At 70.4% G+C, this 22,619-nt stretch carries 21 protein-coding genes and 1 pseudogene; 13 read left to right on the forward strand and 9 right to left on the reverse strand.

Features of this window, described 5'->3' with window-relative positions:
• Positions 1-41: 41 nt before the first annotated feature.
• The 4 genes from GA0074692_RS18780 (at position 42) to GA0074692_RS18795 (ending at position 2,764) form a co-directional block, all read left to right on the forward strand.
• Positions 42-869, forward strand: a complete 828-nt coding sequence (locus tag GA0074692_RS18780; RefSeq protein ID WP_218106794.1) for a DUF72 domain-containing protein — start codon at positions 42-44, stop codon at positions 867-869.
• Positions 870-1,121: 252 nt separating this feature from the next.
• The gene (locus GA0074692_RS18785; protein ID WP_091646448.1) at positions 1,122-1,523 is read left to right on the forward strand and encodes a hypothetical protein; all 402 of its coding nucleotides are present in this window, start codon (positions 1,122-1,124) and stop codon (positions 1,521-1,523) included.
• 205 nt (positions 1,524-1,728) lie between these two features.
• Complete coding sequence (locus GA0074692_RS18790) at positions 1,729-2,130, forward strand: PadR family transcriptional regulator (RefSeq protein ID WP_091653718.1); 402 nt, start codon at positions 1,729-1,731, stop codon at positions 2,128-2,130.
• A complete protein-coding gene (locus GA0074692_RS18795) occupies positions 2,105-2,764 on the forward strand; it encodes a hypothetical protein (RefSeq protein ID WP_091646450.1) in 660 nt (219 codons plus the stop codon). Before GA0074692_RS18790 ends, GA0074692_RS18795 begins: the two co-directional genes overlap by 26 nt.
• Positions 2,765-2,841: 77 nt before the next feature.
• Here GA0074692_RS18795 and GA0074692_RS18800 read toward each other — a convergent pair whose 3' ends face one another.
• The 3 genes from GA0074692_RS18800 to GA0074692_RS18810 form a co-directional block, all read right to left on the reverse strand.
• Positions 2,842-3,480 carry an XRE family transcriptional regulator gene (locus GA0074692_RS18800; RefSeq protein WP_245730367.1) on the reverse strand — a complete coding sequence of 213 codons (639 nt, stop codon included), beginning with the start codon at positions 3,478-3,480 and terminating at the stop codon, positions 2,842-2,844.
• An 88-nt stretch (positions 3,481-3,568) separates the two neighbouring features.
• On the reverse strand, positions 3,569-4,123 hold the full coding sequence (locus tag GA0074692_RS18805) for an N-acetyltransferase (RefSeq protein ID WP_091646453.1): 555 nt from the start codon (positions 4,121-4,123) through the stop codon (positions 3,569-3,571).
• Positions 4,120-4,911, reverse strand: coding sequence for a GntR family transcriptional regulator (locus GA0074692_RS18810; protein ID WP_091646455.1), 792 nt, complete (start codon positions 4,909-4,911; stop codon positions 4,120-4,122). The genes GA0074692_RS18805 and GA0074692_RS18810 overlap by 4 nt, the downstream gene beginning before the upstream one ends.
• A gap of 523 nt (positions 4,912-5,434) precedes the next feature.
• Here GA0074692_RS18810 and GA0074692_RS34820 point away from each other — a divergent pair.
• Together GA0074692_RS34820 and GA0074692_RS18815 are read left to right on the forward strand one after the other, a co-directional pair.
• Complete coding sequence (locus tag GA0074692_RS34820) at positions 5,435-5,581, forward strand: hypothetical protein (RefSeq protein WP_176738230.1); 147 nt, start codon at positions 5,435-5,437, stop codon at positions 5,579-5,581.
• On the forward strand, positions 5,578-6,807 hold the full coding sequence (locus tag GA0074692_RS18815; protein WP_091646458.1) for a helix-turn-helix domain-containing protein: 1,230 nt from the start codon (positions 5,578-5,580) through the stop codon (positions 6,805-6,807). Before GA0074692_RS34820 ends, GA0074692_RS18815 begins: the two co-directional genes overlap by 4 nt.
• A gap of 157 nt (positions 6,808-6,964) precedes the next feature.
• Here the strand turns inward: GA0074692_RS18815 and GA0074692_RS18820 are convergent, their stop codons facing one another.
• The 3 genes from GA0074692_RS18820 to GA0074692_RS18830 form a co-directional block, all read right to left on the reverse strand.
• On the reverse strand, positions 6,965-7,582 hold the full coding sequence (locus GA0074692_RS18820) for a hypothetical protein (protein WP_141725328.1): 618 nt from the start codon (positions 7,580-7,582) through the stop codon (positions 6,965-6,967).
• A 173-nt stretch (positions 7,583-7,755) separates the two neighbouring features.
• Positions 7,756-8,226 carry a hypothetical protein gene (locus GA0074692_RS18825; RefSeq protein ID WP_141725329.1) on the reverse strand — a complete coding sequence of 157 codons (471 nt, stop codon included), beginning with the start codon at positions 8,224-8,226 and terminating at the stop codon, positions 7,756-7,758.
• 164 nt (positions 8,227-8,390) lie between these two features.
• A complete protein-coding gene (locus tag GA0074692_RS18830) occupies positions 8,391-8,786 on the reverse strand; it encodes a hypothetical protein (RefSeq protein WP_091646465.1) in 396 nt (131 codons plus the stop codon).
• 159 nt (positions 8,787-8,945) lie between these two features.
• On the opposite strand from GA0074692_RS18830, the gene GA0074692_RS18835 reads away from it, so the two are divergent.
• The 7 genes from GA0074692_RS18835 (at position 8,946) to GA0074692_RS18865 (ending at position 19,695) form a co-directional block, all read left to right on the forward strand.
• Positions 8,946-9,206, forward strand: a complete 261-nt coding sequence (locus GA0074692_RS18835; protein ID WP_091646467.1) for a hypothetical protein — start codon at positions 8,946-8,948, stop codon at positions 9,204-9,206.
• A gap of 500 nt (positions 9,207-9,706) precedes the next feature.
• On the forward strand, positions 9,707-13,123 hold the full coding sequence (locus tag GA0074692_RS18840; RefSeq protein WP_091646470.1) for a penicillin-binding transpeptidase domain-containing protein: 3,417 nt from the start codon (positions 9,707-9,709) through the stop codon (positions 13,121-13,123).
• Complete coding sequence (locus tag GA0074692_RS18845; protein WP_091646473.1) at positions 13,120-13,857, forward strand: hypothetical protein; 738 nt, start codon at positions 13,120-13,122, stop codon at positions 13,855-13,857. Before GA0074692_RS18840 ends, GA0074692_RS18845 begins: the two co-directional genes overlap by 4 nt.
• A 2-nt stretch (positions 13,858-13,859) precedes the next feature.
• On the forward strand, positions 13,860-15,224 hold the full coding sequence (locus GA0074692_RS18850; protein ID WP_091646475.1) for a protein kinase family protein: 1,365 nt from the start codon (positions 13,860-13,862) through the stop codon (positions 15,222-15,224).
• A gap of 3 nt (positions 15,225-15,227) precedes the next feature.
• The gene (locus GA0074692_RS18855) at positions 15,228-15,506 is read left to right on the forward strand and encodes a hypothetical protein (RefSeq protein WP_091646477.1); all 279 of its coding nucleotides are present in this window, start codon (positions 15,228-15,230) and stop codon (positions 15,504-15,506) included.
• On the forward strand, positions 15,482-17,311 hold the full coding sequence (locus tag GA0074692_RS18860) for a hypothetical protein (RefSeq protein ID WP_218106689.1): 1,830 nt from the start codon (positions 15,482-15,484) through the stop codon (positions 17,309-17,311). Before GA0074692_RS18855 ends, GA0074692_RS18860 begins: the two co-directional genes overlap by 25 nt.
• Entirely contained in the window at positions 17,299-19,695 is a 2,397-nt protein-coding gene (locus GA0074692_RS18865; protein ID WP_141725330.1) for a hypothetical protein, read from the forward strand. Before GA0074692_RS18860 ends, GA0074692_RS18865 begins: the two co-directional genes overlap by 13 nt.
• Positions 19,696-19,759: 64 nt before the next feature.
• Here GA0074692_RS18865 and GA0074692_RS18870 read toward each other — a convergent pair whose 3' ends face one another.
• From GA0074692_RS18870 to GA0074692_RS18875, 3 genes and pseudogenes are all read right to left on the reverse strand, one after another.
• On the reverse strand, positions 19,760-21,181 hold the full coding sequence (locus tag GA0074692_RS18870) for a DUF4407 domain-containing protein (RefSeq protein WP_091646485.1): 1,422 nt from the start codon (positions 21,179-21,181) through the stop codon (positions 19,760-19,762).
• A 102-nt stretch (positions 21,182-21,283) separates the two neighbouring features.
• Positions 21,284-21,604 (reverse strand): hypothetical protein, encoded by a 321-nt coding sequence (locus GA0074692_RS34060; protein WP_141725331.1) that lies wholly within the window; start codon positions 21,602-21,604, stop codon positions 21,284-21,286.
• A 295-nt stretch (positions 21,605-21,899) separates the two neighbouring features.
• Positions 21,900-22,259: pseudogene (locus tag GA0074692_RS18875) on the reverse strand (pentapeptide repeat-containing protein); the annotation flags it as partial.
• Positions 22,260-22,619: the final 360 nt, after the last annotated feature.

Below are 22,619 nucleotides of genomic sequence, written 5' to 3' on the forward strand. Positions count from 1 at the left end.
TGGGAAGGTGGCAGGGCATGCGGCTGCACGTCGGGTGCGCGATGTGGACGCTCAGGTCGTGGCAGGGACGGTTCCTGGCACATCCGCTGCCGTCCCACGAGCGCCTGCGGCACTACGCCGGCTGGTGCGACGCGGTCGAGGGGAACACCACCTTCTACGCCACCCCGACCCGGGACACCGTCGCCTCGTGGGCGCAGCAGACCGACCCCGACTTCCGGTTCGTGGTCAAGCTGCCCAAGGTCGTCACCCACGAGCGGCGCCTCACCGACGTCGACGAGGCGCTGCACGGATTCCTGGACGCGATCGAGCCGCTCGGCCCCCGGGCCCACGCGCTCTGGATCCAGCTACCCGGATCGTTCACCCCGTCCGACGTACCGACCCTGGCCCGGTTCCTCCGCCGCCTGCCCACCACCCACCGGTACGCCGTGGAGGTCCGCCACCCCGCCTTCTTCACCGATCAGCGGGCGACGCACCTCCTCGAGGGGGTACTCAGCGACGCGAACGCCGAGTGGATCCCGTTCGACACCACCGCGTTCTTCCGTACCCCGCCGACCAGCGACGCGGAACGGGACGCCTGGACCAAGAAGCCGCGCATGCCACTGCGGACGCACGCGCTGACCGACCGGCCGATCGTCCGCTACCTGGGCCGCGACGCCACCGAGCAGACAGTCGAGGGCTGGCAGCACTGGATCGACGTCGTCGCCGCCTGGCTGCGCGAGGGCCGCTCCCCCACCGTCTTCGTCCACACCCCGGACAACGCCGACGCGCCCGCGCTCGCCCGCCAGTTCCACGACGAGGTACGGGCCCGCGTACCCGGTCTGGCTCCCCTCCCCGAACCGATCCCGGTCGAGCCGCTGACCCTCTTCTGACGGGTCCGGCAGGCCCCTTTCATCGCCCGACGCCCGGCCCCACCTCCGCGAGGGTAGAAGCACCTGACCTGCGATTACAACTGTCAGTTAGCTGTCATTGACGCAGTGTTCCGAGTCGTGGTGACCTCTGTCACATGAGCGACACGGACGGTCCGCTGGCCTGTCGGTAGTCCCCGCTCACGTCCCGGGCCCGGCCGGCCAACCGATGGACATCACCAGGACCCTGCACGCCCAGAGCGAAGGAGCACGCACATGGCAAACCTCACCGACGGCCTGTACCGGATCAGCATCGACGGCCGGTCCTTCCTCCACAGCTACGACAACCGGATCGTGCTCGCACCCGAGATGGAGGACGACGCACAACTGTGGGAGATTCGCTCCACCGACGACGGTGAACACGTCATCAGCCTGCCCGGCACCGACCAGTACGTGGGCTACGGCAACGAGGATCCGGCACCCATGGAGATCGTCGGCCTCATCCCGCAGCAACGCGGGTGGGCCATCACCCAGGGGCCACGGGAGGGCACGGTCACCATCGGCGCCCCCGGGACACCCCTAACCCTCGGGCCGGCCCCGCTGCTCATCTACCCGCCGATGGTCGCTCTTTCCGGACACAACCGCCTGGACCAGGGCTGGACCCTGCACTCCGCCTGAGCCCGGCCTCGTACCGGGCGGTTGGACTCGTGGGCCGGGGCGGCTTCCCCACCGCACCCGGCCCACGGCTGTCCCCCGCCGCCCGGTGGATCAGCTTCCCGCCGGACGCGTTGCCTTTGCGGTGGTTTCGGGGGTATGCCGGCACGCCGGCCAGCCAGATGACACCTACTAGACGGCGCATAGTACTGGCCGTATTATGTGCCGCATGGTAGCGACAGCAGGAGGGTCGGACGACTCGACCGAGCGGCAGGCCCAGCTAATGCGCGGCTGCCTGGACATGTGCCTGCTTGCGCTGCTCGCCGCCGAGCCGGCGCACGGCTACGAGCTCGTCCACCGACTCGACACCGCCGGATTCGGGACGGTGAGCTACGGCACCGTCTACCCCATGATCACCCGACTGCACCGCTTGGGGCTCGTTGCCAACGCGCTCCAGCCCAGTCCCAGCGGCCCGCCCCGCAAGGTCTATCGACTCACCGACGCCGGCCACGATCGGCTACGCGCATGGCGCGAGCAGTGGGTCCAGTTCGCGAGCGTCGTGAACCACACCCTCGCCGTCCGTCCACCGACTCCAGGAGACGACCATGAGCACGTCGACGTCGCCCGTTGACAACCTCCTCGCCGCCGCAGACCGAGAGTGGCACGCTCTCGGCATCCACCGCCGCGACCGGGCGACTCTCGCCGCCGACCTGCGCAGCGAACTCGATGCGGCAGCCGCCGACGGGCTCGATCCCACAGAACTGCTCGGCACCAACCCCACCCAGTTGGCCCGGAGAATCGCCGAGGAAGCCGGCGTGGAGCGGACCCCACCGCGGTACGGCCCGGTACTCGGCGCTGCGAGTGCGGGCGCGGTGCTCTCCCTCGTCGTGGGATACGTCCTGGTCATCGGCCTGCACCAGGCATTCGTGGCGGCATTCGACCTGCCACGAGACGTGCGCGTACCGGTGTGGCTCGCCGCTGGCGTCTTCTACGGCGGCGTCGCGGCGGTTGTCATCACCGGCGCCGTCCTCGCCGTACGCGTCGCCCTACGCGACGCGCCCCGCATCCGACACACTGCGGCGCGGATGACACTGCTGCTGCCGCTCGCTCTCGCAGCCGGGATCGCCGCTGCGGCCGCATTCGGCTGGTCGCTCAACTTCCCACTAACCCCACTGGCGATCGGGACCGAGGCGACGATCGTCCTCGCCGCCTTCCTTGCAGCAACGGCACTGGCCCGTCGCTGGTCCGTGACGGCGGCGGGGTAGGCCAGCCGCCGCGAGGTCATGGTCTGAGGGAATCCCTACGCTTGCCCTTGACGACTTCGACGCGAGCCCCGGACAGATCAGATGCCCTCATGGTCCGGTGGGTCGGCGGGCTTTCCGTCGGCCCACAGTGATTCGAAGTGCTCGACGTAGCGGTCGAACGCTCCTCCGTCCTGCCCCCGCCGCAGATGCAGCGTCACGGAGTCCTGCCCGAGACCGGCACCGATGTGCGTGGCGACGATGGCTTCGTCGTCAAACACCCACACGGACATAGCGATGTGTCGGTCAGAGAGGCGGACCGGAACGGCCGCGTCGACCTTGTCGATCTCGGCGCGCGTCATCGTAATGCGCGTCGCCAGCGTGAGCGGAGTCGCTTCGACCCGTTCGCGCTCGGCGGTGACCGGGCTGTCCGGATCGCCGAGCAGGAATCGCAGGTCAGCGCCCGCGTTGGCCTTGGCGGCGAGTGTGGCGGCAGCGCCGGGCACCTCCAGCCACAGGAAGTAGCTGGTGTACCCACCGAACCACAGCCGGGAGTTGGCACCCTCGATCGCCTCGCGGAAGACCGATCGCGGGAGATCGGCGCGGCGCGGATAGATACCGACCAGTTCGCGGTCGGTGCCGGTCTTCACAGCGCGTCGTACCAACTCAGGCCACAGCACCCCCACATCTTCACCCAACACTTCGGCTGCCCGGGCGATGACCACCGCTGCCGTGCGCACATATCGACGTCCTCACCTTCAGCGTAGAAGTCGCCGGTCAGGCCCTCAATCACACCATCCCTGGCCCCTCGTCACAGAGCCGCCGCGGTCACGCCACTTCAGTCTTGAGACGGCCGTTGAGGTAGGGCCGGGACGGGCGCTGGAAGCATGCGCCAGAGACGCGGGACTCGACGGTGCGTACGTGTCGGAAGCGTTGCCGACGGTAGTAATCGTGCAGTCGGAGGTTGGTGGTCCAGGCATCCAGTCTCAGCCAGGTCAACCCGGCCTCGTAAGCTCGACCACCAGCCCAGTCGAGAAGCTCGCCGCCAAGGTTCTCACCTGCATGGCCCAGCGGAATCATCATCTTCGCCGCGTACAAGGCGTCTGCCGGGTCATCCTCCGGGTACCACAGCGCCTCAGGAAGCCGGTCCGGCTTCCACAGGCTGTCGACGTCCATGTACGCCGTCAGGGTGATGGTGGCGATCGGTTCGCTGCTGTCCCACACCATCCACGTCTGTCCTGCCGAGACTGTCGACGCAACGGCGGATCGGGGCAGGGGAATCGACCACTGCTCCTCTCCCCTGGCGGCGAGCCACGCCACGCGCTCGCGCCGCCAACTCATGATGATGTCCACATCCCCCAGCCGTGCTGGCGTGATGATCATCTGGCCGCTTCCTCCGGGCGGAACCTGGCAATGATGCGGACGTCGCCGTGAGTGGCGACGATCTGGTTACGGTCGCCGGCGAACACGTTAAACGACACCCGTACCGGGCGCTGCTCTGTGTAGCCGGTGCGGATGTGCAGCAAGATCGGCGTGCCGGGCTGTAACCCGAGGAGATTCGCCTCCTCGGGTGTCGGCATTCGGGAGACGTACTCGTCGTAGTAGGCCGTCTGCTCGTAGCCCCGTTCGGCCAGGAGCCTGGTGGTCCCCTGCGGAACATCCTTCGACGACAGCAACTCACGGACCATCTCCGCCAGGTCCATCGGGTAGTAGGTGTCCTGCAAGGAGGACGCCTGACCGTTGACGTACCGGACACACCGCCGCAGCACCGCGTCCGAGTCCGGCTCGACGTGGAGGCGTTCGGCGAGGTCGGGCGAGAGCGACTGGATCATCAGGAAGAAGTCCTGCGATGCTTCATAACCCTGGGCCTCCACCTCCGACCGCCACGCGTCTGTCTCGGCCATTGGCTGAGCGGGCATCTCGGCGCGGTGAGCGTGGAAGGTCAGGCTCGCCGTCTTCCGGACGATCATGCCGCCGGCACGTCCAGGCACCCTCTGCACCAAGCCCTCATGCACCAGCAGCGCCGTCGCGTCCCGAACCGTGTTACGAGAGACGCCGTACCGCTCTTGGAGCTGAGGCTCGGTCGGCAGCCGATCCCCCTCGCGCAGTGCCCCTGACACGATCTGGCCTCGAAGCTCACTCGCGATCTGGCGGTACTTCGGCTGACTCACGTCGCCGTCCTTCCTGATGTCGTCCCAACCAATCTATCGGTGAGGTCTTGACTACGCCGCACCCGACTGAAATGGTTGGTACCAATCCAATGTTACTGACAGCAAGCTCCTGATCACGTCGCGCGCGGGCGGACGCGGGCAGCATCGACAGGGCAGGGGCCGCCCTGGTCTCGAGGGGGCGAAACGCCGGGAGGGCGGGGTGCGACAGCGCCTGCGGCTCCCGGCCTCGCCAAGAAGGTGGGTGCGTTCGTGGTATTCGGAATCTCGTTGATCTTGCTGGGCGGGTCGGCGTTGAGCTTTCTGCTGGGGCTCGGCGTGCAGATCCAGTCGGCGTGGTGTTCGCGCTGTGGACAGTCCACCGGAGGACTGCACCGGGCGGCGCGGCGGTGACCAGGTCGGCCGGAAAGCAGGACGTCAGCGGCCCATCCCGCGCAGCAAGCCCGCTCGACCGCGTACGTCTTCGTCGGTCCTCGCTCTGCCACCCGTACCCAAGTGGGTGGCCCGTCGGAAGGTGGGTGCGTTCGTGGTTTCCGAGGTAATCGTGGCGGTCGTGTTCGGTGGTCTGCTGCCGGGGTTCCTGCTCGGACTGTTCGCGTTCCGGGTCAAGTCCCGATGGTGTCCGCGCTGCGGCGGGTCCACCGAAGCCCTGCACCACATGGATCAGCGATGATCGCGCCGACCAACCAGGACGGTCGTCGGGATCTGCCGATCGGTCGGCGGGTGGCGCAGTTGCGGGTGCGCCGGGGAATGAGTCAGCAGGTTCTCGCCGACCGGGTCGGCCGGTCGAAGAGTTGGGTGGACAAGGTCGAGCGCGGTGTGCGTACCCTCGATCGGCTCGTGATGATCGAGACGGTGGCTGCTGCCCTCGGCGTCGCCCCCGGCGTCCTGGTCGGCCGGAAGGTCCACCGCGCTCCGGCCACCGACGTCACGGCCGCCGTCGAACGGGTGCGGGAGGCGCTGGCCTGCTACGACACCCCCGGCACCGCCGGCCGCGACTGGCCGCCGTCGCTGGCGGAACTCGACCACCAGGTCGGGTACGCCTGCACGGCGTACCGGCACGCCCACCACCCGCAGGTGCTCCGGATGCTGCCCGGCCTGCTCGCCGCCGCCCGCCACGCCGCCCGCACCGAAGCCTCGACAGCCGGTGCGCGACCGGCCACCGGGCTGCTGGTACGGGTGTACCGGCTCACCGCCCAGACGCTGGTGAAACTCGGCGAGGCGCACCTCGGCTGGCTCGCCGCCGACCGGGCGATGACCACCGCTGCCGGCGACCCACGCCGTACCGCCCGCGCCGCCGTCCCACTGGCGCAGGCGCTCCGCGCGCTGAACCGGGGCCGGCTGGCCACGACCGCCGCCACCACCGCCGCACACCCGCTCGATCCGGCGCCGTCATCCCCGCCGGATGTTCTCGCCCTGGCCGGGACGCTGCTCACCGAGGCCGCCCTCGCCGCCGCCACCTACGCAGACGCCGCCACCGTGGACGACCTGCTCGACCGCGCGGCCCACTTCGCCGCCGCCCACGCCAAGCACCACTGCCACGACAACGACGGGTTCGGGCCGGTCGTGGTCAATCTCGCCTACGCCCTGACCGCCGCCCGCCTCGGCGACAACCACCTCGCCATCGCCCTCCACCAGCACGCCACCAGCGGCGACGCCTGGCAGCGGCTACCCGCCGAACATCGCGCCGCTCACCTGATCGACATCGCCCGAGCGCACCTCGACGTCGGCGACCAGCATGCCGCCGGCCGTGCCCTGGTCACCGCCGACCACATCGCCCCCGCCGAGGTACGACTCCGACCCACCGCCCACACCGTGCTGAACGCCGTACTCCGTGCCGGTCCCACCCCGGCCGACGTCACCCGCCTCGCCACCACCATCGGCCTGGCCCGAGCCTGACCGCACCGCCGCGCCGCCGGCCCCGTGCGTCGCGGGCCTGGCTCCAGCGAAGCTGTTCTTCAACCTGACAGCATGTTTGAGCTGTGTGCTGGTCGGGCGTTTCGCACAGCGGGTGCGATCGATGAGCCGGACTTGGTCGGCGCGACCACGGCAGCCGTCACGCCGGCACGCCCGACACGGCGTCCGCAACGTTGCCCCGGTAGCAGGTGGTGGTGGAGATGCTGGGGGCGGTAACCACCGGGCCGTAGACGACGTATCGCTGGCCTGTCTGCACGTTGCGGCACTGGATCTGGACCCGGTAGGTGCCGGTGTCGCACTGGGCGGTACCGCGGCCGTAGTAGTGGCTGGTGCCCTCGTGGACCCACTCCGACCAAGAGACGCAACCGGTGACGCCGACCGTGGGCAGTGGGTCCTCGACGGGGTACACGCCCTCGGCGACGTTACCGCTGTAGCAGGTGGCGGTGGCCGTGCCCGGCGCGTTCACCGCCAGGCCACCGTAGACGACGTACCCCACGCCCGTCTGCAGGTTGCGGCACTGAAGCTTGACCTTGTAGCGGCCGGTGGCGCACTGCGCCTTGCCGCGACCGTAGAAGTAGCTGTTGCTGCCCTCCTGCACCCACTCCACCCACGTCGTACAGCCCGTGGGAGCGACCTGGACGCCGAGGTCGGATTGCGCCACCGCGTGGGCCGGCGCCGGGGCGGCCAGTGCGGGTGCGGCCACGGCGGAAAGGCCGAGCACAGCCGCTGCGACCAGCGAAAGCGTATGCCTGATCAAGTCTGTCTCCTGATGGGGATAGGGAGATCTTGCCGAACGGCAGGGACCATACTAGGCAAGGCTTTGAACAGCGCCTATGGGGAAATTTGGTCAGGATCTTCCAGGTCCTGCAGGTGGAGACAGCGCGTTCGCCGGTCAGGTTGGAACCAGTTCAGTAGGCCCCGGCAGCGGAATCAGGGGCAGATGAAGGGTTCCGTGGGGTTCGGACCACCGAAGGCGGAATTGCCGTCCGGGTCGAACACGTACCCGTAGTACCGGGCGCAGTAACCACCTGCTGGAAGCTTGACCGACGCCAGGTGATTGGCCCGCGCCCGGTCCTTGAATACGACGCCCTCACTGTCGTGGAAAATGCCCGCGATGACCCGGGTGGGCTCGCCATGGAAAGCGATCTTGCGGGTCACGACGCAGAAAATGTCCTTTGTCGCGTTGTAGGTCATCATTACCTCGCCCCAGACTTCCCCGGCCTGGGTCTTCACCTCCCGAAGTCCGCCGTCCAGCAGGGCATAGTTCGGGCCGCAGCCGCTTGTGATGGCCCTGCGCTGGCTGTGGGCGTAGGCCGGAGACGAGCCGATGACGACCAGGCAGGCCGCGCTGACGACACACGCCGCGAGCACGGCCAGGGATTTACGAAACGAGGTGGACAATTACGCCTTCCCTTCGTCGTCGCCTGCGCCCATTCATGACCCGATCAGGCCGCCGGGACAGGCGTGCAGCAGACCGTAGCACCGGGATTGCTTTCGCGAACGACGCGAGTGGCGGCCGGTTTTTGGCGCATCCGAGTCATTCGACAATTACGGCGAATGCCCTCTCACGGTCGCGGCAGGTCGCCGCCGAACGAGATGCCTCCGTGGATGTCGCGCGGTTGCACCACCGGTCCGCCGACATCGCCCGAAACCGAATTCGCCACCCGGCCCGGACCTGCGGTGACGGCCGCGTCTGTCCGCTCCCATCGGGCCCGCAACTCGGCACCGAACGCAGGGTCACGCTGTGCCTCGCGGTCCAGCAGTTCGGCGAGTCGACGAGCGGTTTCCGGTGACGGCTCGTGGAGCACGCCCTCGATGATGTCCCGCGCCTCGGGCTCGCGCCGGAAGCGGTCCTGCAGGAAGTCGATCAGCGTCGAGACCGCCAGCCGGCCGCCCTGGGCCAGTTCGGTGGTCGTCCAGGCGACGAGCGTTGTCGCCACAGTGAGCGTGAGTGGGTCCATTGTCGGTCCACCTTCAGGTTCCGACCGGCTGCTCCGGTAGCCGGCTGGCCCGACCCGCCTCGGCGTAGGTCGCCGCTCCGGTGGGACCTGCCGGCCGACGCGAGGGCTACCATGTCGACAGCGATAGATAACTATCGTGATCGATGAAAGAGGAGAATCATGGCAGCACGTCTTGTCAGAGGCACCGTCGTCGCCGGCCTGTTCGCGCTCGCACTCACCGCCGGGCCGGCCACCGCCGCCAGCGCGTCGGTAGACGAGCTCCGCACCTTCACCGGGTACGGCTACCTGCCGTCCGACGCGTACGGGGACGCGCACGCGCAGATGGTGGCGTACAGCTCGACCTGCCAGGAGGTCGACGCGGTCTACTCCCCGGCGGGCTCGATGCACTACTGGAAGGTGACGCTCACCGCCGACTGCTGACCGGGGCCAGCGGGGTCGTCGCGCAGCACGGTTGGAGAATCGCCGAGTGGGGCGACCCGACCCCACCGGAAATGCTGTTCAGCGGGCACCAAGAGCCTCTTGTCCATCGCCCTCCCGGCCTGGCTTTCGACCAGTCCGACGCCGTGACCTGCTCGCCGCCGGCCCGGCGGCCGCACCTCCCGTGCCCGCCGCCGTATCGGCGGCCGTACCTCCCCTGTCCGACGGGCCATCCGTTATCCACTCTGGACAGTCCGGTTGCAACGTTCAGGCAGGATTAGCTGACTGAACACCGATTGTGATCGGCAATCCGGATCGCCTAGCGTACCTGGGCAATCACGGAAGAGTGCGAACGGGCGGAGGGCCGGGCCATCGTCACAGCGCTTCTCTCGGGGCCAGCGAACACCAACCTGCTCATCCTGGTCGGCCTGCTGTGGTCTGCGGTTTCCTGCTGGCGACTGCTGGGAGCGGCCGGTTCCGGCCGGCAACGGCCGAGTGCCCCGATGGCCTGGGCGGCCCGCCATCCGTATCTCGTCCCACAACTGCTCGTCGCGGCCGGATTCTGGCTGAGCGCCCACACCGACACCGTCTGGGTGCTGATCGCCGGCGGATTGTCGGCCGTACTCACCGAGGCGGCGATCGTCCTGCTCCGCCGCGCCCACGGTGGGGAAACGCCCCGGGCGGCGCTCGCCGTGCTGCTCGCGACGGCCGCGCTCGCCCAGTTCGGGGCGCTGCTGTTGGTACGCCTCGTGGTGGTGCCCGATCCCGCTGACCCGTTCGGCAGCGGCCTGCGCGCGCAGGAACGCGGCGAGGGCCTGTCCGTACTGGTGTTTCCGCTGTTGCTGTTCGCCCTGGTGCTGGGCGCCGGTCACCTGCTCGCCGCGCCGCGATCGGGCCGTACCGGCCGGGTGGGACGCTGGCTGCGGTCCTGGCGGAACGCCGCGGAGCCTGCGGTGGCCCCGGCGGCCATCGGCCTGTCGACCGCCGTGATGGTGCTCCTCTTCCTGCTGCCGCTGTTCGGTCCGTCCACCGGTGAGGCGCGGCTCACCTTCCTCGGTGTCGCCACCCCCGAGTACGGCAAGCTCTTCTTCCTCCTGTCGCTGGCGGCCGTCGTGGGCCGGTACAGCCACCGGTTCTTCGTGACGCCGCCCGCCGGGATCTCGGCCGGCCGGCGCCTGGGGCGCGTCGCACGACTACGGGCCCAGGTGCACGCGACGCGGCACGTGCTCTACCCGCTGGGTCTCTTCGCGGTGGTCGCCGTCCTCTCCGGACTTCGCAACGACTTCGGCACCCTCATTCCCGTCCTGGCCGCGATGGTCGGTGTCACCTGGGCGACGACGCGGCACGGCGCGCTCGTCGCCGCTGGAAGCCACGAGCACGGCCCCGGGCTGGACCTGCGCGGCATCGTCCGGGTCATCCCGCGCTACCGCCTGTTCGCCTGGTCCCTGGTCGTTCTGGGCTTCGCCGGTGCCGCCCTCGTCATCGCCAGCGGATACGTCGCCAAGCGGGTTCGGGTCTGGGCCGACCCGTGGGCGCACCGCTGGGACAGCAGTTGCGTCCCCGTCGACAACCCACCGAAGACCTTTTCCGGGGTCAGCCTCTGCCAGGAGTCCATGCTGGCCAACCAGGAGGCCGCCCGCTCTCAGGTGGCCAAGAGCCTCGCGGCGGTCGCCGACGGCGGCCTGTGGGGCCGGGGTCTCGGCGACCACATGTCCGCCGTGGTGCCGGGTCAGGCGACGGACTTCGTCCTCGCGGCGGTCTGGAACAAGCTCGGTGGGCTGGTCGTGCTGGCGGTCGCGGTGCTGACGGTGCTGCTGTGCGCGGCGCTGCGGCGGGTGGCCGCGCCCGGGTTGCGTACGGTCCGGCCGCGCCTGTCCGCCCTGCTCGCGATCGGGCTGGCCGCGATGATCATCGGGCAGTTCTTCTTCGTGCTGGCCGCGACGCTGAACCTGATCCCGCACTCCGGTATCCCCGTGCCGTTCCTGTCCCGTGGTGGCCACTCCACGCTCGCGTTGCTGCTCGCGATCACCCTCGCCCTGGCGATGACGCCCCGGACCGTGGGGACGTGGCAGCCGGACACGCTACGTTCCGCCCAGCGTGCGCAGCCGGCGCCCGGTCCGGCGACGCGCCGGTCGGGGTGGACCGTCGGGCACCTGCGCTCGGGGGTCCTCGCCGGCTTCGCCGCCTGCCTGGCCCTAGTCACGCTGGCGACGCTGGTGCCCTACCCGGCCCCGCTGACGCCGCTGCCCGCCGCGTACGCGGCCGACCGCCCACCCTGCGAGCTGCGCCAGGCCACCCGGGACGGGGTGCTGTCGCCGGCGCCTGATCCGCGCACCTGCTCGACCGACCGGATCGCGTACCGGCGCACGGTCGTGGAGGTCCGCCTCGGCGGGCGTCCCGTGCTGCGGCAGGACCGCGACCGTGGCGGCTGGGCCCCGGTCGGCTCCTGGGAGGGCGGACTGACCATGCGGGACCTGACCGGTCTGCTCGCCGTGCCGGGCGGCGGCCTCGGCGTCGTCGACCAGTCTTTCCCCGCCGTCACCAACGGCACCGCCGGCACCTCCCTGGGCCGTCGGCTCGCGCCGCCGCGCGATCCCGCCGACGTCCCGCCCGACGGCGTCATCGACCTGACCGTCGATCCCGCCCTGCAACACGCGATGGCGACCGCCATGAGCACGCCGGGACCGGCGGGTACGACTCCGCTCGCGGGCGGCATGGTGGTGCTGGACGCGGTGACGGGACAGGTGCTGGCCGGCGTGTCGGTGCCGCTACAGCCGACCCCCCGGCCGCCCGCCGCCACCGGCGACCTCACCGAGGTCGACAAGTACCTGACCGGCCGACGCAGGTACGACCACATCGGCCCGGACGGCCGCCTCGACGGCGCGGTGGGGGCCGCCGACTGCGACCCCGACGAGGCGGACGGGCGGACGCTGTCCTCGTGCTGGCGGTGGTCCTACACGCCGCGCCCCGAGGCGGCCGACCAGCCCGATCCCGAGTTGCTCGCGTACCTCGCCGGCAAGCGGCTGCCCGCCGAGTTCGTCCCGCAGCCGTCGGTGAACCGTGCCTTCGGCAAGCACTACGGATTCGGGTCGACCTTCAAGGCGGTGATCGCGGCCGAGTACCTCTCCTCGGGCGGCCGACCCGACAGCCTGATCCCGGCGCCCGTCGCGGTGCCCCTGTCCGACACCGTCACCATTCGCAACGCCTCGGACGACAACTGCGCAGGCGGCTACTTCGACACCGAGATCACCCTCCAGCGGGCCCTGACGGTCTCCTGCAACACCGCCTTCGTCCGACTCGCCGAGCGAATCGGCTGGCCCGCCATCGCCGCCCGGGCCGAACTGTTCGGCCTGCGTGTCGGCGCCTGCGCGAAGCGGACCGACTGGCTGGCTCCCGCGATGGTCGGGGCCGCCGACTCGTGCGTGCCCGCCGAGGTCGACGGGGTCGCCATCGGCAACGCCACGCTCGGCGGCGGGCAGGTCAACGGGACGCCGCTGGCGATGGCGTCGGTGATGGCGACGATCGCCAACGGCGGGGTGGCCGTCGAACCGTCCCTGGTCCGGTCGCTGCGGACGCCCGCCACCGGGGCGGTGACGACCCCGACGCCGGACCGCGTCACCGCGGTGACGCCGACGGTCGCCGCCGCGCTGGCCGAGTCGATCAGCGAGGTCGCGACCACCGGCACCGCCGCCGGGCTGGACACGGCCGGGCTGCCCGTCTGGGTCAAGACCGGCACCCACGAGGTGATCCCGCCCGGCCGGTTCGTCCGCGACCAGTCCTGGGTCGCCGGCTACGTCGAGACCCGGCGCGGGCCGGTGGCCTTCGCCGTGGTGCTGGAGGCGCCGGACGACAGGACCGGCGGGCGGCGGGCCCGGCACCTGGTCGAGCAATTGGCAGCGGCGCTGAGGAAGGCGTCATGACACCACCACCGTCCTACGGCAGTCCCCCGTCGTCGTCCGCCTACGAACGGATGGTGTTCGAGCGGGCGGCGGCGGAGGTCGCCGACTACTGTGCCGCCGTACGGGCGGCGCTGTCGCCCGCCGAGCGGAGCGCCCTGCGGGTGACCGTCCACCTCTACACCGACCGGGACGTGGGCGACGTGAAGCGCCGGATCCGGGAGCACGCAGCGCAGGCGTTCGATGTCGAGTTGGACGGCGCCCGACTCGACGCCCTGTACCACGACATCGACCCGTCGCTGCCGGCCCCGGGGTTCCGGGTGGTGATCCCACGGAATTTGGGCGCACCGACCACCGACCCGGGTGGCGATCCGGTGCCGGACGGCTCGATCACGCTCCGGCTGACCCTGGTCTACGCCACCGACCTCAGGCTGGAGTACCGACTGCGCTCGTTGGACACCTGGCTGGGCCTCGGCCGGCTGCTGCCGAGCGCCGGAAAGTACGTGCCGGTCGAGGTGCCGCGCGGGGTCGTCGCCGTGCCACGTGGCCGACTGCTGATGATCCGTTACCACGCCCGGCTCATGCAGCTCTGGCGCACGGCCGAGCGCCCCGAGTACCGCGTCGTGGTCGACGGCCGTCCGCTGCTGCCCCAGCAGCAACCGGTGGCCTGCGGGGAACACGGCACCATCGAGTACCGCCACACGGCCGGGAACGGACAGTCGTCGATCATCCGCTACCACGCCGTCGAGGAAGGCTGACATTGCCCGACACCGAACTCGTCTTCACCCTCATCGGCCCGGGCTGGACCGCCAAGCTCCTGATCGAGCAGCCCCCACCCGCCGAGCCGAAACGAGTCGGCTTCGCCGTGCCCGCGATCGACGACGACCCGGCCCCCCTGCACGTCGAGGCCGAGGTCATCTTCACCACCGCGCGGAACCTCCTGATGGAGTCGGGCGGCTGGCGCAGGTGGCACGTGAAGATCTACCGCTGCGCCACCCAGGGCGACGCCGAGAACCTGCTGCGTTTCCTCACCCGCCAGACGGAGTACGTGCAGCGCGCCAACCGGGCGTTGGGCGCCCGCAATCCGATGCGCCCGCCGTGGGGTGTCGTACCGGTGCAGATCGTGCGCGGCGACTGGCTGAGCCAGGCTGTGGGCGGGGCGCAGCCGACCCAGCTCGGCGAGGACGTCCACGCGATGGAGGAGACCGCGGGTGGGTTCCCCTCCTGGTACGCGCCGGACATGCTGGCCGCCGCGCGTACCCTGCTGGCCGTCTCGCCGTACGTGGACGAGATCGAGTGGGTGAACCGCTACGACGACGACCCGGTGACCGAGCACCTGCAACGATTCACCGGTCTCGCCGACGGTCTGGACGCGATGCACCGCAACGACATCGCGCACTGCGACATCAAGCCCGACAACGTGTGCCGGGTGACACTGCCCGGCTCGACCGCGTACGTCCTGATCGACGCCGACGCGGCCATCCGGGTCACCCCGCCCCCGCGCTACCCGAGGTTCACCCCCACCTACTCGTACGGCAACCTGCGCCGCTTCGCGGCCGAGTCGCGCCAGTACGACCGCAAGGTCCCGGCCGGGATCCTGTACGCGCAGGACCGGTTCGGTTTCGCGCTGGTCCTGCTCAGCATGCTCGGCGGCTACTACTGGGTGCGCAGCAGCCTGCTGCACGAGGACAGCGGCCCACCCGGCCGCAACCGCAACGCGGACAGCCACCACCTCGCCGTACGGGAGCTGGAGCTGCGGTTCCCCGGCGAGCGCTGGGACAAGCTGCGCACCGTGCTGGGCGAGGCGTTCTCGCAGCAGATCGAGGACCCCGAGTGGTCCACGGCGGACTGGGTGAACCGCCTCGTCGCCGCTGCCGGGGTGGAGGAGGACCAGCGCGACGAGGAGCTTCAGCGGTACGCCGAGGATGTCCGGCAGATCCTGCGCCGGGCCCGCGAGCACACCCAGACGGGTATCGAACTGGTCGAGGACGGATACGAGGCGGCGCTGGCGCAGGCGCAGATCGTGGCGCGGCGGACGGCGGGACGAGTCATGGCGGCGGTCGGTCTGGCGATCACCGGCATCACGGTGATCCTGGCCTGCGGCGCCGTCGTACTGGGGAAGTGAGACATGGTGGACGTGTTCCCCGGCCTGCGGGGCCGGATACGGGACCGGTTCGGTGGGGCCGGGCCGCTGCGGGCGCTGGGGCACCAGTTCGGCGACTGGCTGGAGCGCGGCCAGCACGCGAACCCGGCCACCGTCGTACGGGTGGAGACGGCGCTGGCGCGGTATCTGGCCGACGCCGCGAACGTCGGGCGGTGGTGGGGCGCCGCCGCCGGTGTCGTGGGCGGACTCGGGGCGGCCCTGGTGGTCACCGTGGCCGCGTGGATCTGGCAGGTGTGGGGATGAGCCTCTTCGACCGCTTGCGCAGACGTCTCGCCCCGGCCGACCGGACGGACCACGTGGAGATGACCTCCGCGGAGCGGAGGTTCGGCCGGTCCTGTCCGGTCTGCGGCGGGCTGTTGGGCAAGCCCGCCAGCCAGGACCTCGACGCCGGCAAATACCGGCAACTGCCGGCGCTGCGGTTGGAGGTGCAGGCGTCGATCCGGCCCGGCCAGTTCCACTGGCGGCTCAGTTACGTGGACGGGAACCCGTTCGACACGACCTCGGACGTACCGCCGACCGAGGTCGCCTTCGAGTACCTGCTCTGCGGCAACGGCCACATCTTTCCCAGTGACACGCCGATGTACCACAACGGGCGGCAGCAGCCGGCCCGGCCCGCCGAGAGCTGGAGCATGGTCGCGGCGGTCGGGCCGACGGGCAGCGGGAAGACGTACCTGATGCTGCGCACGTTGCGGCAGAGCCTGGTCAACGAGAAGTTCTACGGCGCCAGCGACCCGGCCCGGATGCACAAGATCGAGCTGACCCCGCTGGAGGAGGTGCCGATGCGGGTCCGGGGCAGCCACTACAGCCGTACCCTCAGCGAGGGCGCGCCGATCCCGGCCACGAACCTCGACCTCGAGGGCACGCCCTACGGCATCCTCCGGGAGCTGATGCCGGACCTGGTCGACGAGATCCAGCGGATCATCCGCGAGACCGTCGTCAACGGCCCGGCGCACGCGCAAACCTGGGGACGCGGCAGCCGGCAGCCGCTGGTCATCCGTACCGCGACCGGCGGCGAGCCGATCTGGACGGGAGTCTCCGACCTCCCCGGCGAGCTGTTCACCGAACGGAACGAGTTCCGGTCGGAGAACACCAACCTGCGCCTCTACGACGCGCTGGTCTGGGTGGTGGACCCGGTGATCGCCGACGGCGGCGACGGCATCATCCGCAACTCGGCCACCCGGCACAGCTACGCCGACGTGATGGACGGCAACCTGCGGCCGGGCAGCCTCGCCACCATCGACGCCGACCAGATCCGGGCGAAGCGCAACAACGTCCAGCTCCGCCTGGGCGAGCTGCTGGCCGGGCACGGGGGCAAGTGGACCTCCAAGCGCAGCACCACCCAGTCGCTCGCCATCGCCGTCAACAAGTGCGACCTGATCCACGCTTCGCTCGACGGGCACCTGCCCAAGGAATGGCAGGAGGACGGCACCGTCCACCTCGGGGTGGTGAAGTACCTGATGGAGACGGCCACCCGGCTCAGTCGCGGCGACTGCACCGCCGATTCCGGCGCGGCCGCCCTGCTCACCCTGATCCTCGGCGACCACAACGCCCAGCAGGAGTGGCGCATCGAGCGGGCCCGGGCGGTGGCGATCGACCTGCTGCGCCACTACGCGGACCCGGACCGGTTCTGGAACCTGGTGCACGTCGGCGCGGAGGACGAGGTCCGTGGCGACACGGCACGCGGGCAGTTTCCCTGGCTGCTGCGGGTGCCGTCCATCGGCGACCATCTCGACACGTCCCTGAACCCCGCGACGGGGGCGAAGCTGTTGGCCCGTGATCTGGTGATGTCGGCCCTGGGCAGCGGAATCGTCTGCGGTCTCGGGCACGTCGACGCCGTGCACACCATCCTGACCAAGACCAACGTCGACCTGCGGTTCTTCCTCTGCTCACCGCTGGCCACCGTGCCGGTGGCGACGCAGCTCGCCGGGCAGGCCGCCCTCGCCCCGCTCGACCCCGACAAGTCCTTCCCCCGGGTCAACGAGCGGTCGGCGGCCCTCACCCAACTGCTGATGGTCATGCTGGGAAAGGCGCGCGCATGGCACCAATGACCGTGGTCCAGTACGCCGACATCAGCGCCGCCGGTTTCAGCCCCCAGGAGGACGCCAACCGCCGCGCTCCCCGCGCCTTCTGGCGGGCCGCCGAGGACCTGCTGTTCAGTGATGTCGTACAGCCGCCGGAGTCGATCCGGTCGACGGTCGGCGTACCGGTCTGGAGCCTGCGCCACGTCGTGGTCGACGGCGCGGCCTACTGGTGCTTCGCGGTCCAGGGCCGCGGTGGCCCGTTCGGGGTGGCCGGCACCTGCCGGTTCGGTTTCCTGGCGGCCGACCGCGTGCACCCCGCCGACGCCTGGGCGCAGGGGCGCAAGGAACTCGCCGCCGGTGACCCACCGTCGCGGGCGCCCGACCCCAAGGCCGTCGCCGCCGCCTACCGTGGGGTGCTGGCCGCCGTGCTGCTGGGCCGGCCCGTGGTGGGGATACCACTGGACCCGGTGGACGCCTCGGCGCTGATCCCCCACGTGCTGGCCGCGCTTCCGCCCAGCCGCACCCGACGCTGGTCCTGGTCGACCTGTCTGCTCCAGCGCCCGGAGCTGGGCGGCAAACGCGTCGCGGCGGGCCGGCTGCCCGAGGCGATGGCCGCCGACGCCCACAACCTGGCCCGCAACCTGGAGCAGATGTTCGGCGCCCCGGCCCGCGACGCCGACGACGCGCTGCGGTTCGGGAACACCGCGCAACAGTTCGGGTTCGACTGGCTGGTCGGGTGCGCCGCCACCGGCCGCCGGCTGGACGCCGAACTACAGACCGCCGAGTTGAACGCGCCGCAGTTCCTGGAGAAGATCGCGGAGCTGCACAAGGAGCTGACCCTCGCCGACGTGCCCGGTCTGCTGGCCGACGCCGTCCAGCAGCCCCGGCTGCTGAGGGTGCTGGACCTGCTCCGGAGGTGGTCCAAAAGCAATCTGTCGCAGGCGCTGAGGCATGTCCAGGACAACCCCGGTTCCGAGGTACGCCAGCACCTCTTCGCTTTCCTGGTCGAGTCGCAGGAGGGGACACCCGAGCAGAACCTGCTCGAGCTGCCCACGGCGGGCTCCTCGCACTCCGGGTGGCACGACGAGCTGGCCGAACTGTTGGACCGGCACTTCCAGGCGGACCGCCTGGCCATAGCCGACTTCGCGCTGGGGCTCACCCTGCCCGAGGGGATCCACGCCGACCTCGCCGACCGCCGCGCCGCCCGTGGACTCTGGCTGAGCCTCGGTGTCGATCACGACCTGGACCCGGATACCGTCCTGTTCGAGGCGTCCGCCGACTTCGTCGTCGCGGAGCTGGCCGGGCGACAGCGGATCCCGGAGGTCGCGCTCGACGAGATCGGCTGGCTGCCCGACCCGGTGGCGGACGTCGCGGCGTCGCTGGACAGTTCCCCGCCGGCCGGTCTGCGGCTGACGGCTGTGCTGGCGGCCGACCTGGTCGCCGCCGTGCTCGCACCCCGGGATCCGGACCGGGTGCGGTGGGACGCACCGGACCCTTCCCCCGGTGAGGCCCTGCACCACCTGGCCCGGCTGCTCACCCGCGCGGGCGGCTCGCCGAAGTGGGCCCACGACTTCCTGGCCGCGCTGCTGGCGGCCCGGAACATCGACCCACAGCACCTGCAACCGCTCGCCTACGGCATCCTGCTCGGGTACGGGGACATGCCGAAGGCACCCAGGCCCGTACCGCGGAACCAACTGCGCGTCCTCTTTTTGCATGTGGGCCTGCGGGCGGGCCCGGAGTGGCCGCTGAGTCTGCTGGCCGAACCGCCCGTACCGCGCCCCGCCGTCGGACGAGCGGGCCCGCCAGCGCGGCCCAGCGACGCCAGCCTGCCGCGCCACCCGGATCAGGCGGTGCCGCTGCACCACGCCCACCACCCGGACCACCCGGTGTCACCCGTCTACCGCCCGGACCGTCCGGTGTCAGCCGGCCACGACCCGGATCAGACGGTGCCGTCCGTTCGTCATCCGGGTCAGACAGTCCCATCGCACCATGACCAGTACGCCGGGGCCGGGGCCGAGACCACGGTCTCCTACCACCCACATTCTCAGCACCCACACGCGGAGCCCCAGCAGGCTGAACCCGGGGCGGCGTCCTGGTTCGAGAAGCTGCGGTGGCGGGTCCGACGTCTGCGGTTCGTCGGGCGCGGCGGGCCGACCTCGAGCCACGACGACGCCCCCGGCCGCCGCCGCGTGTCGGCGTGGCTGCTCCTGGTGGTGGTCGTACCCGTCGCGCTCGCGTTGCTGGCCTGGCTGATCGGTTCCCCCGGACCGGACGACGACCCGAACCTGCCGCCCGGCACCCCACCGGCGACCGAGGTCCCGGGTACGCAGGACCCGACGTTCCCGGAACGGCCGTCGCGGACCGCCGAACCGCCGTCCGACATCCGCCCACCCTGGGGTGTCCAGACGTAGTTCCTGGCCGGCGCCCGGCGCGTCGCCTGCCGCGGCAGCCGGGGGTGGTCCGCCGGGATGGGATTCACTCCCAGGACTCCTCCTCGGACTGGGTGCGTTCCCGCTGGGACGGGGTCGGCCACGAGGGAGCCGGAGCAGCACCGCGACGGCGACGGGCGGCCGGACGAGGGTACGTGGTCGGGGCGTCCCCCAACTCGGTCTCACGCCACTGGCCGATCTTCTTCTCGTACACCTCCCTCTCGGCGTCGACCATCTGTTTGACCAGGCCGGGCACGGCCTCGTTCTCGCGTTGCAGCCGCTCCTTCAACTCGCTCTCGGCGATCTGGCGTTCGTAGTCGAACGCCTTCGTGGCCTGCTCGATCCGGGACTGGTGGCCGTCGGCGAGGATCCGGTCGTAGAGCGTGGGCGGGCCGAGGCTCATCAGGAACTTCACCAGCACCGGCAGCACCTCGATCGCGGTGATGAACAGCAGCAGCGCCAGGTACGCCGTCTGGAGCGTGGTGGTACGGCTGGTGAGGCTGCTCAGCGCGTCCAGCCGAGCGAGGATGCCGGGCCTCTCGTTGCGCTCGTCGAACTGCTCCTCGCGGGTCCGCTTCTCCGCCACGAGGCTGTTGAGCCGCTCCCGCTGCTGCGTGAGCTCCGCCTTCGCCGACTCCCGCGCCTGCGCGATCGCCTCCTCGGAGTTGGCGGCGAACGTGGCCTCGGCCGTGTCGAGCTTCTTCTTGGCCGCGTTGGCCTCGGTGCGCGCCTTGGTGGCCAGCGCCTGCTTGCGCTTGTAGACCGGGCCCTCTCCTCTGACCCGGGTGCCGCCGTCGCCGTCGAGTTCGTCCGTCGCGTCGTCCTGTAGACGGACCGCCTCCCGGTCGAGCTTCTCGAACTCGCTCCGCAGCTTGACGATCTCCGCACTGGGCGGAATCGCGTCCCGGGCCGTGCCGTCCGCGACCGCCTGGAGTCTCGTCACGGAAGCCTGCAGCTCGGGGATCTCCTTGAGCCGGACGTTGTTGTTGAGTTGCTCCTGGAAGTCGCTGTGCGCGGCGGCCTGCATCACCTTCAGCTCGGCCTCGATCTCGCTCTGGAAGATCCACAGCACCAGCGGCGTCGAGATCACCGCACCGATGATGATCGCCAGGACGAACCGCGGCAGCGCGACGACCAGGTTCTGGTACCAGCGCTCCCGGCGGTGGGTCGCGGTCACCAGCCAACGGTCCAGGTTCATGATCGCCAGGCCCCAGAACAGCGCGGCGCCGATCGCCACGGGCAGCGGCGCGTGGGCGCCCGTGTGGAGCGCGAACGCGAACGACACGGCCGCCATGACCGCCGTCGTCAACACCACCCCGCCGACGCCGGTGAACTTCCCCCGCTCACTGGGGCACTTCTGCAGGGTGGCGAGGTCCGCGCCGGAGAGCCAGATGATGAACCCGCCCTTGACCTTCGTCGGGCTGCCCGCGCCGCCGCCAGGACGGGCGATTCTGGTACGCGAAACCACTGGCTGGCGCTCCTGTCTGTAACCGGCGTCGTCCGTGCCCGGGGCAGTTCAGTTGTCGTTGTCGTGCAGGAAGGTTCAGTCGTCGTTGTCGTGCAGGAAGGTTCAGTTGTCGTTGTCGTGCAGGAAGATGTTGCCGCGGTGCGGCTGTGGCCCTCGGCGGCGCGGAGCCGGGTCGGCGGCCAGGCGGGCGTCGAGCGGCGGCAGATGGCGCACCTCGGGTGCCCGCCCACGATCAGCCAGACGCGGCCCTTCCCCGGGCTCGAACAGGCGGAAAGACACCCCTCGGGATCCCAGATCCGTCGTGCCGAACCGGGCCCGCCGTGGGGTGGCGGAGCCGCGCAGTTCCCGCAGCGACAGTCGGGACCGGCGTCGAAAGGGCCGCGCGAACACCTCCAGCAACCCGCTCAGGGCCGATCGCCTCATGTGGACAAACGCTACCGACCCGTGTCCACCTCGAAAAGACGATCGGGACGACACCGCCCGTTGAGCAGACATCAGCGACGGATCGGCCGAGTCCTCCTCGGCTGGGCAACCGAACAACAGCCGGCCGAGAAAGCTGACGGGCCACGGTCAGCGTCCAGTCCGCCCCATCGCCGTCAGTGGTCGCGGCCGAAAGAATGTGCGGGTATCCCTTGTTGACCTGCTGACCGAGCGCGATGTCGAGCGAGACGATGAACGCGTCCAACCGTTGGGTAGCGTCGCTGACGTCGACGGCCTAGCGACATCCCTCGAACAGGACGTCCTTCAGGCGGATGTCGGTGAGTCTGGTGCCGGTGAACCGGGAGCCGGTGACGGCGCAGCGTTCGATGGCGATGCCGGACAGAGCCGCGCCGGAGAAGCCGGTGCGGCTGATCTCGCAACCGAACAGGGTTCCCGCCTCCCAGGTGCTCTCGCTGAGGTCCACACCGGCAATCCGGCTGCTGCGGAACCGGACGCCTTCGAGCCCAGCGCCGCGCCAGGCGGCACCCTCGACGTTGGCGTCGTTGAGGTCGTCGGTCAGCTCGCTGGTGCTGTCGAGGTCGTCGGGATCGAGATCCGGAAGCAGGATCCTGACGTTGCCAACTGTGGTGGTCCGCATGCGTCCTCTGCCTGTTGAGGGGGGCGGGCAGGTCGGCCATGGCCGGCTCGACCGACCTTACCGTCCGTGTCGGCTCGACGCCGAGGCGGTCGAGGTGTTCCGGCGCGGCGTTGATCAGAACGGTCCAACCGCTCCCGAGCACCCACCGGGAACCGGACCGCCCACAGGGAAACGATAAAGGCTCCGACCCAGGGTGAAACCCCAGGTCAGAGTCTTTATTGCTGGTGCTCCACCAGGGACTCGAACCCCGAACCCGCGGATTAAGAGTGCTGCCGCTCGATCCTGGCTGGTCATACCGACCTCGCCCCGTCCCGCTCGGCGGACGTGCTTGCGGTGCTCGTCTTGCGGCCCGTAGGGGTC

Source organism: Micromonospora pallida (genome assembly GCF_900090325.1).
GTDB classification, from domain to species: domain Bacteria; phylum Actinomycetota; class Actinomycetes; order Mycobacteriales; family Micromonosporaceae; genus Micromonospora; species Micromonospora pallida.

Excerpts from the sequence above, each read along its gene's own strand:
- GA0074692_RS18780 (WP_218106794.1), top strand. The coding sequence starts at position 42 with ATGTGGACGCTCAGGTCGTGGCAGGGACGGTTCCTGGCACATCCGCTG.
- GA0074692_RS18785 (WP_091646448.1), top strand. The coding sequence starts at position 1,122 with ATGGCAAACCTCACCGACGGCCTGTACCGGATCAGCATCGACGGCCGG.
- GA0074692_RS18790 (WP_091653718.1), top strand. The coding sequence starts at position 1,729 with ATGGTAGCGACAGCAGGAGGGTCGGACGACTCGACCGAGCGGCAGGCC.
- GA0074692_RS18795 (WP_091646450.1), top strand. The coding sequence starts at position 2,105 with ATGAGCACGTCGACGTCGCCCGTTGACAACCTCCTCGCCGCCGCAGAC.
- GA0074692_RS18805 (WP_091646453.1), bottom strand. The coding sequence starts at position 4,123 with ATGATCATCACGCCAGCACGGCTGGGGGATGTGGACATCATCATGAGT.
- GA0074692_RS18815 (WP_091646458.1), top strand. The coding sequence starts at position 5,578 with ATGATCGCGCCGACCAACCAGGACGGTCGTCGGGATCTGCCGATCGGT.
- GA0074692_RS18830 (WP_091646465.1), bottom strand. The coding sequence starts at position 8,786 with ATGGACCCACTCACGCTCACTGTGGCGACAACGCTCGTCGCCTGGACG.
- GA0074692_RS18835 (WP_091646467.1), top strand. The coding sequence starts at position 8,946 with ATGGCAGCACGTCTTGTCAGAGGCACCGTCGTCGCCGGCCTGTTCGCG.
- GA0074692_RS18840 (WP_091646470.1), top strand. The coding sequence starts at position 9,707 with ATGGCCTGGGCGGCCCGCCATCCGTATCTCGTCCCACAACTGCTCGTC.
- GA0074692_RS18845 (WP_091646473.1), top strand. The coding sequence starts at position 13,120 with ATGACACCACCACCGTCCTACGGCAGTCCCCCGTCGTCGTCCGCCTAC.
- GA0074692_RS18855 (WP_091646477.1), top strand. The coding sequence starts at position 15,228 with ATGGTGGACGTGTTCCCCGGCCTGCGGGGCCGGATACGGGACCGGTTC.
- GA0074692_RS18865 (WP_141725330.1), top strand. The coding sequence starts at position 17,299 with ATGGCACCAATGACCGTGGTCCAGTACGCCGACATCAGCGCCGCCGGT.
- GA0074692_RS34060 (WP_141725331.1), bottom strand. The coding sequence starts at position 21,604 with ATGAGGCGATCGGCCCTGAGCGGGTTGCTGGAGGTGTTCGCGCGGCCC.